The sequence below is a fragment of the Burkholderia sp. MSHR3999 genome (assembly GCF_000833595.1).
Lineage (GTDB): Bacteria > Pseudomonadota > Gammaproteobacteria > Burkholderiales > Burkholderiaceae > Burkholderia > Burkholderia ubonensis.
In genome coordinates this window covers 494552-507650 of record NZ_JRFO01000006.1, presented here as the reverse complement: position 1 = coordinate 507650, position 13099 = coordinate 494552, and the positions used below count along the sequence as shown (strand labels likewise).

Annotated in this window: 13 protein-coding genes and 1 tRNA gene; 7 read left to right on the top strand and 7 right to left on the bottom strand. The window is 67.7% G+C overall.

The features are described 5' to 3' along the window. The first annotated feature begins 192 nt into the window (after positions 1-192). The 3 genes from KY49_RS19585 to KY49_RS19575 all read left to right on the top strand — a co-directional run bounded on the left by KY49_RS19585 (position 193) and on the right by KY49_RS19575 (position 2684). Positions 193-1503, top strand: coding sequence for a dicarboxylate/amino acid:cation symporter (locus KY49_RS19585; protein WP_042586237.1), 1311 nt, complete (start codon positions 193-195; stop codon positions 1501-1503). Between the two features lie 381 nt (positions 1504-1884). Beyond that, on the top strand, positions 1885-2271 hold the full coding sequence (locus tag KY49_RS19580; protein ID WP_042586236.1) for an MAPEG family protein: 387 nt from the start codon (positions 1885-1887) through the stop codon (positions 2269-2271). A 128-nt stretch (positions 2272-2399) separates the two neighbouring features. Continuing rightward, on the top strand, positions 2400-2684 hold the full coding sequence (locus tag KY49_RS19575; protein ID WP_010090775.1) for a PAAR domain-containing protein: 285 nt from the start codon (positions 2400-2402) through the stop codon (positions 2682-2684). 25 nt (positions 2685-2709) lie between these two features. Here the strand turns inward: KY49_RS19575 and KY49_RS19570 are convergent, their stop codons facing one another. The 3 genes from KY49_RS19570 to KY49_RS19560 form a co-directional block, all read right to left on the bottom strand. Further along, positions 2710-2985: a hypothetical protein gene (locus KY49_RS19570; RefSeq protein ID WP_042586235.1), complete on the bottom strand. Its 276-nt coding sequence runs from the start codon at positions 2983-2985 to the stop codon at positions 2710-2712. Positions 2986-3075: 90 nt separating this feature from the next. Further along, positions 3076-3387 (bottom strand): cupin domain-containing protein, encoded by a 312-nt coding sequence (locus KY49_RS19565; protein WP_042586234.1) that lies wholly within the window; start codon positions 3385-3387, stop codon positions 3076-3078. Between the two features lie 17 nt (positions 3388-3404). Continuing rightward, positions 3405-4088: a DJ-1/PfpI family protein gene (locus tag KY49_RS19560; protein WP_042586233.1), complete on the bottom strand. Its 684-nt coding sequence runs from the start codon at positions 4086-4088 to the stop codon at positions 3405-3407. A 117-nt stretch (positions 4089-4205) separates the two neighbouring features. Between KY49_RS19560 and KY49_RS19555 the strand changes: the two genes are divergently transcribed. Both KY49_RS19555 and KY49_RS19550 read left to right on the top strand, forming a co-directional pair. Further along, on the top strand, positions 4206-5177 hold the full coding sequence (locus KY49_RS19555) for a GlxA family transcriptional regulator (RefSeq protein ID WP_042586232.1): 972 nt from the start codon (positions 4206-4208) through the stop codon (positions 5175-5177). A gap of 174 nt (positions 5178-5351) precedes the next feature. Beyond that, the gene (locus tag KY49_RS19550; protein ID WP_042586231.1) at positions 5352-6326 is read left to right on the top strand and encodes a LysR family transcriptional regulator; all 975 of its coding nucleotides are present in this window, start codon (positions 5352-5354) and stop codon (positions 6324-6326) included. Positions 6327-6513: 187 nt separating this feature from the next. Here the strand turns inward: KY49_RS19550 and KY49_RS19545 are convergent. The 4 genes from KY49_RS19545 to KY49_RS19530 form a co-directional block, all read right to left on the bottom strand. After that, a tRNA-Met gene (locus KY49_RS19545) sits at positions 6514-6590 on the bottom strand. Between the two features lie 123 nt (positions 6591-6713). Then, positions 6714-8372: an MFS transporter gene (locus KY49_RS19540; protein ID WP_042586230.1), complete on the bottom strand. Its 1659-nt coding sequence runs from the start codon at positions 8370-8372 to the stop codon at positions 6714-6716. Between the two features lie 225 nt (positions 8373-8597). Further along, positions 8598-10154 (bottom strand): sensor histidine kinase N-terminal domain-containing protein, encoded by a 1557-nt coding sequence (locus KY49_RS19535; protein WP_042586229.1) that lies wholly within the window; start codon positions 10152-10154, stop codon positions 8598-8600. Between the two features lie 18 nt (positions 10155-10172). Beyond that, on the bottom strand, positions 10173-10901 hold the full coding sequence (locus KY49_RS19530) for a response regulator transcription factor (protein WP_042586228.1): 729 nt from the start codon (positions 10899-10901) through the stop codon (positions 10173-10175). 187 nt (positions 10902-11088) lie between these two features. Here KY49_RS19530 and recA point away from each other — a divergent pair, with 187 nt between their 5' ends. Further along, on the top strand, positions 11089-12159 hold the full coding sequence (gene recA / locus KY49_RS19525) for a recombinase RecA (protein ID WP_042586227.1): 1071 nt from the start codon (positions 11089-11091) through the stop codon (positions 12157-12159). Then, on the top strand, positions 12159-13028 hold the full coding sequence (gene recX, locus KY49_RS19520) for a recombination regulator RecX (RefSeq protein ID WP_042586226.1): 870 nt from the start codon (positions 12159-12161) through the stop codon (positions 13026-13028). The genes recA and recX overlap by 1 nt, the downstream gene beginning before the upstream one ends. Positions 13029-13099: the final 71 nt, after the last annotated feature.

The window sequence follows — 13099 nt, the reverse complement described above, 5'->3', positions numbered from 1 at the left end:
TGCATGACGGTTGGTGCGCCGAAATTGGCTGACTACCCTGCGCGCAAGTTCGATCGGCACGACCTGCGTCCAAATGGGGCCCGATGGGGTCTGTTATGATGCGCGCCGCGGGGCGCCCGGACCCGCCCAGGACGCCGTCGCGCGCCTGCCTTTCAGACATCCTCAAAGCTTGCCCGGGCATCGGGATTCGTTATGCAAAAGAAACGCAACATTACTTCATATATCGTGATTGCGATGGTCCTCGGGATCGCGGTCGGTTACGGCTGCCACAGCGCGTTTCCCGACCCGAATGTCACCAAGGAGATCGCCGGCTACGTCTCGCTGCTGTCGGACGTGTTCCTGCGCCTGATCAAGATGATCATCGCGCCGCTCGTGTTCGCGACGCTGACCGTCGGCATCGCGCACATGGGCGACACGAGCTCGGTCGGCCGGGTCGGCGTGAAGGCGCTCGGGTGGTTCTTCATCGCGTCGTTCGTGTCGCTGCTGTTCGGCCTGCTGACCGCCACGCTGCTGCAGCCGGGCAGCCATCTGAGCCTGCCGCTGCCGGCCACCGACGCGGCCACCAACCTGAAGACCGGCGCGTTCACGCTGAAGGACTTCGTCACGCACCTGGTGCCGAAGTCGATCGCCGAGGCGATGGCGAACAACGAGATCCTGCAGATCGTCGTGTTCTCGATCTTCTTCGGCACCGCGCTGTCCTCGCTCGGCGAGTTGGGCAAGCGCCTGACCGGCGTGATCGAGGATCTCGCGCAGGTGATGCTGAAGGTCACCGGCGCGGTGATGTGGTTCGCGCCGATCGCGGTGTTCGCGGCGCTCGCGTCGACGATCACGACGCAGGGCCTCGGCATCCTGCTCACGTTCGCGAAGTTCATGGGCAGCTTCTACATCGCGCTCGCGCTGCTGTGGGGCATGTTGACGCTCGCGGGTCTCGCGTTCCTCGGCAAGCGCACGTTCTCGCTGATCCGCCTGATTCGCGAGCCGTTCCTGCTGTCGTTCGCGACCGCCAGCTCGGAAGCCGCGTATCCGAAGCTGCTCGACGCGCTCGACCGTTTCGGCGTGAACCGCAAGATCTCTAGCTTCGTGCTGCCGATGGGCTATTCGTTCAACCTCGACGGCTCGATGATGTACTGCACGTTCGCGGTGCTGTTCATCACGCAGGCATACGGCATCCACCTGCCGCTCGGCACGCAGCTGACGATGCTGCTGCTGCTGATGCTGACGTCGAAGGGGATGGCGGGCGTGCCGCGCGCGTCGCTCGTCGTGATCGCCGCGACGCTCAACCAGTTCAACCTGCCGGAAGCGGGGCTGCTGCTGATCATGGGCGTCGACACGTTCCTCGACATGGGCCGCTCGGCGACCAACGCGGTCGGCAACTCGATCGCCGCAGCCGTGATCGCGAAGTGGGAAGGGCAGCTCGGCGACGAGAACGATGGGACCAGCGTGGCTGGCGCCGCGGATGCAGGCGCGACGCTCGAGGCACACGAAGTGCGCGAGCGCGCGTGATGTGCGCGTGACGTGCACATGAGGCTCGCGTGATGCGCGTCCGGCCGCCCGTTGTGGCGGCCGTATTTTTTATGCGGGCGTTTCGTGCGTCCACCGGCGAGACCCCGCTGCGCTTCGTCATGCAGCGGCGCGTCAAGCGTGCGGCTTCGCGGATCAGGCGCATATGACCACGTGCTTTCGCCGGATCGTCGGCAATACGCCCGCTCGGATTCGGCGCGAGCGCGGCTGAGCGGCTTCGCGGCGCCGGATAGGCGGCGGCCCCGGCTCCGGGTATCGTGGCGGTTGCGGGCATCGTCCATGATCTCCGCGTGTCCGCCGGGGCGGCGTCGTCCGACGTGGCCGTCCGGCGTGGCTTCCTGTCCCGACCGGAGTCCTCACCATATGAACGTGATCGCTGTTGCTTGTACCGCCGTGCTCGGCCTGCTGCTGTTCGGGCTGGGCCTTGCCGTCTCCGTCATGCGGTTTCGCATGACGACCGGGTCCGGTTGCGCGGAGGATCCGACCAATGCGCTGCACAAGGTTGTGCGCGCACACGGCAACACCGCCGAATACGTGCCGTTCCTCGCGGTGCTGTTTCTCTACTTCGGCGCGCACCAGCCGTCGGGCGCGATCCTGTCGCTGATCGTCGCCGCGACCGTCTGCCGATGCCTGCTCGTGATCGGCCTGCTCGCGTGGCCGACGATGTCGAAGCCGAATCCCGCGCGGTTCGTCGGCGCGCTCGGCACGTATCTGTGCGGCGCGGCGCTGTGCATCCGGCTGTTCGTGTGACAGAGGGCGCATCGGCGCGTGGCGCAAGTGCAGGTTCGGGGCGCCGCGGTGATATCCTCACGGCACGCCCGCAACCGACGGGCGGACAATGAGCGCCAGGCGGCGCCTCCGAGGGAAGAACCAACATCATGAGCCGCAAATTCATTCTGAAGGGCGACACCACCGACCATGGCGGCGTCGTGCTCGACGGCATCGCCGAATCGTCGTTCGACGGCCGGCCGCTGGCCTATCTCGGCGCGCCGGTATTCTGCGCGGCGTGCAAGACGCAAGGCGTGATCGTGTCCGACGGCGGCGCGCGCGCGATGACCGTGATGGGCAAGGTCGTTGCGCTCGAGCATGACCTGTGCCAGTGCCAGTGTTCGCCGTTGCCGAAGCTCGTCCCGTCGCAGGGAACGGGGACGATCTCGGGTTGAGCGCCCCCGGCGCAGGCGCGTTTCGTCAGGCCGGAATATCGGGCTCGCTGCCCCATGCGACGGACGCGACGCGGTACAGTTTCGCGATGCCCGTCCGATTGGCGGCGGAGAACGGCATGCCGGCCGCCACGCTGTCGGTCGAGCGGTAGACGAGCCGGTCGCCGGCGATGGTGCCGACGTAGCGGCCGTTCTTGCCGAAGACCCTGCGGCCGCTGATGCGTCCGACGACCTGTCCCGAGCGGCTGAATACGATCTGGCCGCCGACCTGCAGCGGTTTGCCTTCCTTGGTGTAGAGATTCATGTGCGGGTTCCGCGTGATCGACAGCGCGACAGTCTACCAAGATCGCGGCGACCGGATGCGGGGGATACCGCGCCGCGGCGGCGCGGGCGTCTAGATGCTGCCTTCGGTTTCGACGACGAGAATGCGGGCTTCGCCGAGCGGGTGCGCGACGTGCTCGGTGCCGGCCGGCGCATGGAGCACGTCGCCGGTCGCGAGCATCACTGAACGCTCGACGCCCGCTTCCCGATAGCGCATCTCGACGCGACCGTCGAGCACGGCGAACACTTCGTCGCCGTCGTTGACGTGCCACCGATAGGGCTGGTCGGTCCAGTGCAGGCGGACCGTGATGCCGCGCAGGTTGGCGACGTCCAGTGCGCCCCAGGCGCGATCCGCGGTAAACGCGGTGCTGCGGAAGACGTTCATGGCAGGGATTCGCTCCGTCATCGATCCATTGCGGCGGCGGCCTGCTCGATCACCTGCCGGCGTCGGGCGAGGTTGGCTGCCGAGCGCTCGCGCACCCGCGTGACGACGCCGGCCGGCGCGGTATCGGGCGAGCCTGCGTCGAACGGCGGCGCGGGCGCATATTCGAGCTCCAGTTGAATCGCCTGCGCCTCCTCGTCGCCGGCCAGTTCGGCGGCGATCGTCAGCGCGAAGTCGATGCCGGCGGTCACGCCGCCGCCCGTGAACAGGTTGCCGTCGCGCACCACGCGCTCGCGCACCGGCACCGCGCCGAGCGGTTCGAGTAGCGCATGGAACGCCCAGTGCGTGGTCGCGCGGCGCCCGCGCAGCAGTCCGGCCGCGCCGAGCAGCAGCGCGCCGGTGCAGACCGACGTCACGTAGCGGGCGGCTGCGGACCGTTCGCGCACGAAGTCGATCGTCTCCCGATCGGACAGCAGGTCGGTGATGCCGGTGCCGCCCGGAATGCAGATGACGTCGAGCGGCGGACAGTCGGCGAACGTGTGGCCCGGCGTCAGCGCGAGCCCGCTGCTCGATGCGACCGGCTCGCGCGTCTTCCATACCAGGTGCGCCGCCGTGTCCGGCAGCGACGCGAGTACGTCGTGCGGGCCGGTGAGGTCGAGCTGCTGAACGCCCGGAAACACGAGAAAGCCGATATGCAGAGTCATGTGGATACCCCGAGGGATTGAGCGGAACGCCGTTGTCGACGTGTGATGGACAGATCGATTCTAGGCGGGTAGTGTTTGGCGAAATTGCCATCTCCCCCACGTTTTCCGCCAATCGACATGTCTACCGTTCCGCGCGCGATCTTCGTGCTGGCGTTCCCCGGCGCGCAACTGCTCGACGTGACCGGGCCGCTGCAGGTGTTCGCGTCCGTCAACGAGCTCGCGCTCGAGCGCGGGCAGGCCGCGCCGTACGCGCCGCGCGTCGTGGCTGCCGACGCGGGGCCGGTCGCGACGTCGTCGGGCCTCGTCGTGATCGCCGATTCGCTGCGTTCGGCGGGCGGACATCCCGATACGGTGATCGTCGCGGGCGGCATGGGCGTGCACGCGGCGTCGCGGGACGCACGGCTGATCCGCTGGGTCCGGCGGCAGGCCGAGCGGTCGCGACGGGTTGCATCGGTCTGCACGGGGGCGTTTCTGCTGGCCGAAGCCGGCCTGCTCGACGGGCGCCGCGCGGTCACCCACTGGACGCGCTGCGACGAGCTCGCGGCGCGCTATCCGCGCATCCGCGTCGAAGCGGATCCGATCTTCATTCGAGAGGGCGCGCTGTGGACGTCGGCCGGCGTGACGGCCGGCATCGATCTCGCGCTTGCGCTCGTCGAGGAGGATCTCGGGCGCACGATCGCGCTCGACGTCGCGCGCGAGCTCGTCGTGTTCCTGAAGCGTCCGGGCGGGCAGGCCCAATTCAGCGCGACGCTGTCGATGCAGCAGAGCGGCGACCGGTTCGCCGAACTGCATGCGTGGATCGCGGAGCACCTTGCCGCGGACCTGTCCGTGCCGGTGCTCGCCGAGCGCGCGCGGATGAGCGAGCGCAGCTTCGTGCGGCACTACCGCGCCGAGACCGGGCGCACGCCTGCCCGCGCGGTCGAGCAGATCCGGATCGAGACCGCGCAGCGCCTGCTCGGCGACACGTCGTGGCCGGTCAAGCGGATTGCCGATCGCTGCGGGTTCGGCTCCGAGGAGACGTTGCGGCGCAGCTTCGTGCGCGTGCTGGGCGTCACGCCGCAGGGATATCGGGAGCGGTTTGCCGGTTGAGCGCCGCGTGCGGCTGGAGAGTCGGCGCACGCGTCGGGTTCGGCCGGTTGAATTCGCGTCTTTTCCTACTGCGAAACGCTCGACTATTCGGTGCGTGCGAATAATGGGACGGGGCTTGTGTCGGGGCTTCCACGCGCTCTATCCTGTTCTGTTGGTGATTCGAAGGGGGATAGCATGGACCGTATCCAGGCAATGGAAGTCTTCACCCGCGTGGTCGATGCGAACAGCTTCACGCGCGCGGCGGATACGCTCACGATGCCGCGCGCGTCGGTGACGACGATCATCCAGAATCTCGAGGCGCTGCTCGGCGTGCGGCTCCTGCACCGGACGACGCGCCGGCTGTCGCTGACGCCGGAAGGCGCCGCGTACTACGAGCATTGCGTGAAGATCATCGCGGAGATTGCGGAAGCCGACGCGAGCTTCCAGACCGGCAACCGCAAGCCGAGCGGGGTGCTGCGCGTCCACATGCCGAACGCGCTCGGGCGTCGGCTCGTGATTCCCGCGCTGCCGGCGTTCCGCCAGCGCTATCCGGACATCACGCTCGATCTCGGGCTCTCCGACCGGCCGGTCGACCCGATCGAGGAGGGCATCGACTGCATGATCCGCGTCGGGCCGCTCGAGGATTCGTCGATGGTCGCGCGGCGGATCGGGATGCTCAAGCGCGTGACCTGCGCATCGCCCGATTACCTGAAGCGTCACGGCGATCCGCACGAGATCGCCGATCTCGCCGAGCACGTCGCGGTGAATTTCCGCGCGAGCCACGGCGCGCGGCCGATACCGTGGGTGTTCGTGATCGACGGCAAGCCGGTGGAGATCAGGCTGAAGTCGACCGTCACGGTCAACGATTCGGATGCCTATGTGACCTGCGGCCTCGAAGGTTTCGGGATGATCCAGCCGACGCTGTTCATGGTGCTGCCGCATCTTCTCGACGGTTCGCTGCTGGAGGTGCTGCCGGGCTTCAACCCGAAGCCGAAGCCGATTTCGATCGTCTATCCGCACAACCGGCACTTGTCCACGAAGGTGCGCGTGTTCGCCGACTGGATCCAGGAGTTGTTCGAATCGACGCCGTCGATGGAGGGCGGGGAGGATTGGCGGAGCAGGTTGCAGGCGCGTGCGAGTGATGTGAGTCGCGGGTCGGTGGCGGCGTAGCGACGAACGGGAGGCGCCGGCGCGACGAGTGCGGCGGATGAAATCGTGGTGTTGGGGGGAATGCGCCCGACGAGTTGGCTGCGCTTGTGCCGCCGGAGGCCGGGCAACAGAATCAGGTTTCGCGGATAACCGCAGAGCCAGAACTGAAAAAGCCCGGTAGATCAAAGATCTACCGGGCTTTCGCATTTGGTGGCGAATCAGGGACTCGAACCCCGGACCTGCGGATTATGATTCCGTCGCTCTAACCGACTGAGCTAATTCGCCGAAGACTTGAATTATGCTGATGCCCAACCGGGGTGTCAACACCTTTTTTCATATTTTCTCGAAAAAGGTTGCCGGCACCACGCTCCGGCCCGCCGCAAGCGGCCGAAGCACGCGCCTCAACCGTCAATCCTGCGCATAGATATTCGAATCCTTCGTCTCCTTGACGAACAGCAGCCCGATCACGAACGTGACCAGCGCGATCACGATCGGATACCACAGCCCCGAGTAGATGTTGCCCTGCGCCGCGACGATCGCGAACGCGGTTGCCGGCAGGAAGCCGCCGAACCAGCCGTTGCCGATGTGATACGGCAGCGACATCGACGTATAGCGGATCCGCGTCGGGAACATCTCGACCAGCATCGCGGCGATCGGCCCGTAGACCGCCGTCACGTAGATCACGAGGATCGTCAGGATCACGATCGTCATCGGCCAGTTGATCTGCGCCGGATCGGCCTTCGCCGGATAGCCTGCGGACTTCAGCGTCGCGGCGAGCGTCTTGTCGAACGCCGCGCCCTTCGCCTTCGCGTCGGCCGCCTTGCCGTCGTACGCGTCGATCACGGTGTCGCCGACCTTGATCTGCGCGGTCGCGCCGGCCGGCGCCGCGACGTTCTCGTAGTTCAGGCCCGCCTTCGCGAGTGCGCTCTTCGCGATGTCGCACGAGTTCGTGAACTTCGACGTGCCGACCGGGTTGAACTGGAACGAGCAGGCGGCGGGATCGGCGACGACGGTGATCGGCGCCTTCATCGTCGCGAGCTCGAGCTGCGGGTTCGCGTAGTGCGTGAGCGCCTTGAACAGCGGGAAGTAGGTCAGCGCCGCGATCAGGCAGCCCGCGAGGATGATCGGCTTGCGGCCGATCCGGTCCGACAGCGAGCCGAAGAACACGAAGAACGGCGTGCCGATCAGGAGCGCGATCGCGATCAGGATGTTCGCGCTCGCGCCGTCGACCTTCAGCGTCTGCGTGAGGAAGAACAGCGCGTAGAACTGGCCCGTGTACCACACGACCGCCTGGCCGGCCGTCAGGCCGACGAGCGCGAGGATCACGATCTTCAGGTTCTTCCACTGGCCGAACGCCTCGGTCAGCGGCGCCTTCGACGTCTTGCCCTCGGCCTTGATACGCAGGAACACCGGCGACTCGTTCAACTGCAGCCGGATCCACACCGACACGGCGAGCAGCAGGATCGACGCGACGAACGGCACGCGCCAGCCCCACGCGCCGAACGCTTCCTCGCCGATCATCGTGCGCACGCCGAGGATCACGAGCAGCGACAGGAACAGGCCGAGCGTCGCGGTCGTCTGGATCCACGCGGTGTAGAAGCCGCGCCGGTGCGAGGGCGCATGCTCCGCGACGTAGGTCGCCGCGCCGCCGTACTCGCCGCCGAGCGCGAGGCCCTGCAGCAGCCGCATCGCGATGAAGATCACCGGCGCGGCGATGCCGATCGACGCGTAGCCGGGCAGGAAGCCGACCACGAACGTCGAGACGCCCATGATCACGATCGTCACGAGGAACGTGTGCTTGCGGCCGACGAGGTCGCCGAGCCGTCCGAACACGATCGCGCCGAACGGGCGCACCGCGAAGCCGGCCGCGAAGCCGAGCAGCGTGAAGATGAAGGCGGCGGTCGGGTTGACGCCGGAGAAGAAGCTCTTGCTGATGAAGGCCGCGAGTGAGCCGGCCAGGTAGAAGTCGTACCACTCGAACACGGTGCCGAGCGACGACGCGAAGATTACCTTCTTCTCTTCGCCGGTCATCGGCGCGCGCGCAATTTGCCCGCCTAACGTTGCCATGAATCGTCTCCAAGTCTCTTGATATTGGTGTTGGGTCGCCCTGGAAGGCGAGCCTGTCGACGATTATTGGCAGGCAAACTTACGGCGCACTGACTTGCAGGCATAAAACGATGCCACGTTAACCCGCGGCGAACGGCTGTCTTCGTGTGTCGTTCGCTCGGGAAACGGCACGCAAGTTCGCGCAATCAGCGGCGTTGCGGCAGGATGCTGCGGCGCATGTCAGGGTTATTCCGGGGCCGGGTCGTGCAAGGGGAGCGTCACGCGCACGAGCGTGCCCGCGAGGCGCGGCGTCGCCTGGTAGACGTGATCGTCGAGCGTCAGCGTGCCGCCGTGCTGCGCGACGATCTCGCGCACGATCGCGAGCCCGAGGCCGCTGCCGTCGCCTTCGCGGCCAAGGATGCGGTAGAAGCGCTCGAGCACGCGCTCGCGTTCGGCGGCGGGGATGCCGGGGCCCGTGTCCTCGACTTCCAGGTGCGCGAGCCGCGCGGCGCGATCCTCGCGCACCCGTACGGTGATGCGGCCGCCTTCCGGCGTATAGCGGATCGCGTTGTCGATCAGGTTGCCGAGCATCTCGCGCAGCATCAGCGGATTGCCGTCGACGTCGAGCGGCGCGCCATCGTCGCCGGCGTCCGGGCCTTCGTAGCCGAGGTCCATCCGCTTCGCGAGCGCGGCCTGCACCCAGTCGCGCACCGCGCGCCGCGCGAGCGTGGCGATCTCGACGGGCTCGAACATCAGCCCGCTCGCGCGGTTCTCGGCACGCGCGAGCGCGAGCAACTGCGTGACGAGCCGCGCGGCCTGCTCGGAACTCGTCGCGATCTGTTCGAGCGAGCGCTGCACGTCCGCGGACACGTCGTGGCGCAGCGCGAATTCGGCCTGCGTGCGCAGCCCGGCGAGCGGCGTCTTCATCTGGTGCGCGGCGTCGGCGATGAAGCGCTTTTGCAGCGCCATGCTCTGTTCGAGGCGCGCGAGCAGGTCGTTGAACGACGTGACGAGCGGCTCGATCTCGGGCGGCGCGCGCTGCGCCTCGACGGGCGACAGGTCGTCCGGACGCCGCGCGCGGATGTGGGCCTGCAGCGCATTGAGCGGCGCGAGCCCGCGCGACAGACCGAACCAGACGAGCAGGATCGCGAGCGGCAGGATCACGAACTGCGGCAGGATCACGCCCTTGATGATGTCGTTGGCGAGCGCGTTGCGCTTGTCGAGCGTCTCGCCGACCTGCACGAGCACCGGCTGCGGGCCGCTCGGCTGCGGCAGCGCGACTGTTGTATACGCGACGCGGACGTCGTTGCCGCGCAGCAGGTCGTCGCGGAACGCGACGACGCCCGGCGGCGGGCGGTCCTCGTCGTGCGGCAGCGGCAGGTCCGCTTCGCCCGCGACCAGCTCGCCGCGCGTGCCGAGCACCTGGAAGTAGACGCTGTCGACGTTGTCCGCGCGCAGGAAGTCGCGGGTCGCCTGCGGCAGCGTCAGCTCGGCGACGCCGTTGACGGGGTGGATCTGCCGCGCGAGCACGTACGCGTTGGTCTCGAGCGCGCGGTCGAACGGGCCGTTCGCGATCGTCTTCGCGACGAGATACGTGACGGCGATGCTCATCGGCCACAGCAGCAGGAGCGGCGCGAGCATCCAGTCGAGGATCTCGCCGAACAGCGAGCGCGGCCGCGCGGCCTCGGGCGCGTCGGTTTCGTCGGGCGGCGCGAACGGGTTCTCATAGCGCGCGTCGCGCGCGGCGTCGGCGGCGGAAGCGGGTTCGCCGGTCGGGTGGCGGGAACGGGCCGGCGTGGCCATCGCGGCGACGGCCGGCCGTCAGCGCAGCGGCGTGCCGGCTGGCGCGGGGCGGGGCTCCGCCGCGTCGGCCGGCGGGGCGGCGGCGACTTTCTCGAGGCAGTAGCCGAGCCCGCGCACGGTGGCGATTCGCACGCCGCTCGGCTCGATCTTCTTGCGCAGCCGGTGCACGTAGACCTCGATCGCGTTGTTGCTGACTTCCTCGCCCCATTCGCACAGATGGTCGACGAGCTGCTCCTTCGACACGAGGCGGCCGATCCGCTGCAGCAGCACTTCGAGCAGGCCGAGCTCGCGCGCGGACAGGTCGAGCACGCGGTCGTTCGCGTACGCAATGCGGCCGACCTGGTCGAACGCGAGCGAGCCGTGCCGCACGACGGTCGGGCCGCCGCCCGCGCCGCGCCGGGTCAGCGCGCGCACGCGCGCCTCGAGCTCGTTGAGCGCGAACGGCTTGGCCATGTAGTCGTCGGCGCCGAGGTCGAGGCCCTTCACGCGCTCGTCGACGCTGTCGGCGGCGGTCAGGATCAGCACCGGGAGGTTGGAATTGCGTGCGCGCAGGCGCTTCAGGACGTCGAGCCCGGACAGCTTCGGCAGGCCGAGATCGAGGATCAGCAGGTCGAACGTCTGCATCGACAGGGCCGTGTCGGCCTCGACGCCGTTCTTCACGTGGTCGACGGCATAGCCCGATTGGCGGAGTGACCGGGTGAGGCCGTCCGCGAGTATGCTGTCATCTTCGGCGATGAGAATTCGCATGTGCGTGACCGGTGGCCGGCAGGGCGATCATGCCGGCGCGGCTGTCTCCGAAGTGGTTCGTGTGTTGCGCGGCCCAATTGCGGGCTTGCATAAAACACTGTTTTTTTATACAGTGTCTGCATTCGTGCGCAGCGGCTCGTCCGGCGCACCTCAATCAGACGCTGCTCATCATAGCAAAGGACGATTCATGGAAGATAGCAAGAAAGGCTCCGGGCTGACTGCAGAGAAGAGCAAGGCGCTGGCCGCCGCGCTCGCGCAGATCGAGAAGCAGTTCGGCAAAGGGTCGATCATGCGCATGGGCGACGGTGAAGCCGCCGAGGACATCCAGGTCGTGTCCACGGGCTCGCTGGGCCTCGACATCGCGCTCGGCGTCGGCGGCCTGCCGCGCGGCCGGGTGGTCGAAATCTATGGTCCGGAATCGTCCGGCAAGACCACGCTCACGCTGCAGGTGATCGCGGAGCTGCAGAAGCTCGGCGGCACCGCGGCGTTCATCGATGCCGAACACGCGCTCGACGTCCAGTACGCAGCGAAGCTCGGCGTGAACGTGCCGGAGCTGCTGATCTCGCAGCCGGACACCGGCGAACAGGCGCTGGAAATCACCGACGCGCTGGTGCGCTCGGGCTCGATCGACATGATCGTCATCGACTCGGTCGCGGCGCTCGTGCCGAAGGCCGAAATCGAAGGCGAGATGGGCGATTCGCTGCCGGGCCTGCAGGCGCGCCTGATGTCGCAGGCGCTGCGCAAGCTGACCGGCACGATCAAGCGCACGAACTGCCTCGTGATCTTCATCAACCAGATCCGGATGAAGATCGGCGTGATGTTCGGCAACCCGGAAACCACGACGGGCGGCAACGCGCTGAAGTTCTACTCGTCGGTGCGTCTCGACATCCGCCGGATCGGCTCGATCAAGAAGAACGACGAGGTGATCGGCAACGAAACCCGCGTGAAGGTCGTGAAGAACAAGGTGTCGCCGCCGTTCCGCGAAGCGATCTTCGACATCCTGTACGGCGAGGGCATCTCGCGTCAGGGCGAGATCATCGACCTCGGCGTGCAGGCGAAGATCGTCGACAAGGCGGGCGCCTGGTACAGCTACAACGGCGAGAAGATCGGTCAGGGCAAGGACAACGCGCGTGAATTCCTGCGCGAGAATCCGGAAATCGCTCGCGAGATCGAGAACCGCATTCGCGAATCGCTCGGCGTCGCTGCGATGCCCGATGGCGCAGGCAACGAAGCCGAGGCGATGGACGAAGAAGAGTGATGGTCAGGCGCCGGGGCGGAACAGGCGGGCCGGAAGAGGAGCACGACGCGCGCAGCGCGCCGGGCGATTCCGACCGGCGCGTCGCGTCCCCGGGCGCCAGCCGGCGGTCCACGGGCGCTTCAGCCAGCCATGCCGCGAACCGCACCGCGACGAGGGCATCCGACGATGCCCTCGTTTCATTTGAGGTGACCGCGCCGGACGATCCGTTCGAGCACGACGAATCGTTCGATGCGCACGACCGCGCGCGCCGTCGCGTGTCCGGCGTCGGCTTCCCGCGCGAAAGCGCGTCGTCCGCTGCTTCCGCCGCGGCCACGGAAGACGTCTATACCCGCACGAGCCAGAACCCGCGTCGCACGCGCCGGCCGTCAGGCGCCGCCGCCGAGGCGGAGGGCGCGCGCAAGCCTTCGTCGTCGAAACCCGCTCGGTCACTGAAGGGCCGCGCGCTCGGCTACCTGTCGCGGCGTGAGTACAGCCGCGCCGAACTGGCGCGCAAGCTCGCGCCTTATGCCGGCGAAGACGAATCCGTCGAGCCGGTGCTGGATGCGCTGGAGCAGGAAGGCTGGCTGTCCGACGCGCGTTTCGCCGAAAGCCTCGTGCATCGCCGCGCGTCGCGGGTCGGCGCCGCGCGGATCGTCAACGAGCTGAAGCGACATGCGGTCGGCGACACCCTCGTCGAGGAGGTGGGCGCGCAGCTTCGAGAGACGGAATGGGCGCGCGCGCAGGCGGTCTGGCGCAAGAAATTCGGTGCACTGCCGCAAACGCCCGCCGAGCGCGCGAAGCAGGCGCGCTTCCTGGCGGCGCGCGGCTTCTCGAGCGCGACCATCGTGAAGCTGCTGAAGTGCGGCGACGAAATGTTCGGCGACGACTGATCGCCGAAGTCGCGCGCGACGCGCGATTTTGCTGCGTTGCAACCACTTCCTGACAGGCGGGAATACCCGCC

What these genes read in the sequence shown, in the direction of transcription:
- KY49_RS19585 (WP_042586237.1), top strand. Translation starts at nt 193, where the DNA reads ATGCAAAAGAAACGCAACATTACTTCATATATCGTGATTGCGATGGTC.
- KY49_RS19555 (WP_042586232.1), top strand. Translation starts at nt 4,206, where the DNA reads ATGTCTACCGTTCCGCGCGCGATCTTCGTGCTGGCGTTCCCCGGCGCG.
- KY49_RS19570 (WP_042586235.1), bottom strand. Translation starts at nt 2,985, where the DNA reads ATGAATCTCTACACCAAGGAAGGCAAACCGCTGCAGGTCGGCGGCCAG.
- recA (WP_042586227.1), top strand. Translation starts at nt 11,089, where the DNA reads ATGGAAGATAGCAAGAAAGGCTCCGGGCTGACTGCAGAGAAGAGCAAG.
- KY49_RS19575 (WP_010090775.1), top strand. Translation starts at nt 2,400, where the DNA reads ATGAGCCGCAAATTCATTCTGAAGGGCGACACCACCGACCATGGCGGC.
- KY49_RS19565 (WP_042586234.1), bottom strand. Translation starts at nt 3,387, where the DNA reads ATGAACGTCTTCCGCAGCACCGCGTTTACCGCGGATCGCGCCTGGGGC.
- KY49_RS19535 (WP_042586229.1), bottom strand. Translation starts at nt 10,154, where the DNA reads ATGGCCACGCCGGCCCGTTCCCGCCACCCGACCGGCGAACCCGCTTCC.
- KY49_RS19560 (WP_042586233.1), bottom strand. Translation starts at nt 4,088, where the DNA reads ATGACTCTGCATATCGGCTTTCTCGTGTTTCCGGGCGTTCAGCAGCTC.
- recX (WP_042586226.1), top strand. Translation starts at nt 12,159, where the DNA reads ATGGTCAGGCGCCGGGGCGGAACAGGCGGGCCGGAAGAGGAGCACGAC.
- KY49_RS19550 (WP_042586231.1), top strand. Translation starts at nt 5,352, where the DNA reads ATGGACCGTATCCAGGCAATGGAAGTCTTCACCCGCGTGGTCGATGCG.
- KY49_RS19540 (WP_042586230.1), bottom strand. Translation starts at nt 8,372, where the DNA reads ATGGCAACGTTAGGCGGGCAAATTGCGCGCGCGCCGATGACCGGCGAA.
- KY49_RS19580 (WP_042586236.1), top strand. Translation starts at nt 1,885, where the DNA reads ATGAACGTGATCGCTGTTGCTTGTACCGCCGTGCTCGGCCTGCTGCTG.
- KY49_RS19530 (WP_042586228.1), bottom strand. Translation starts at nt 10,901, where the DNA reads ATGCGAATTCTCATCGCCGAAGATGACAGCATACTCGCGGACGGCCTC.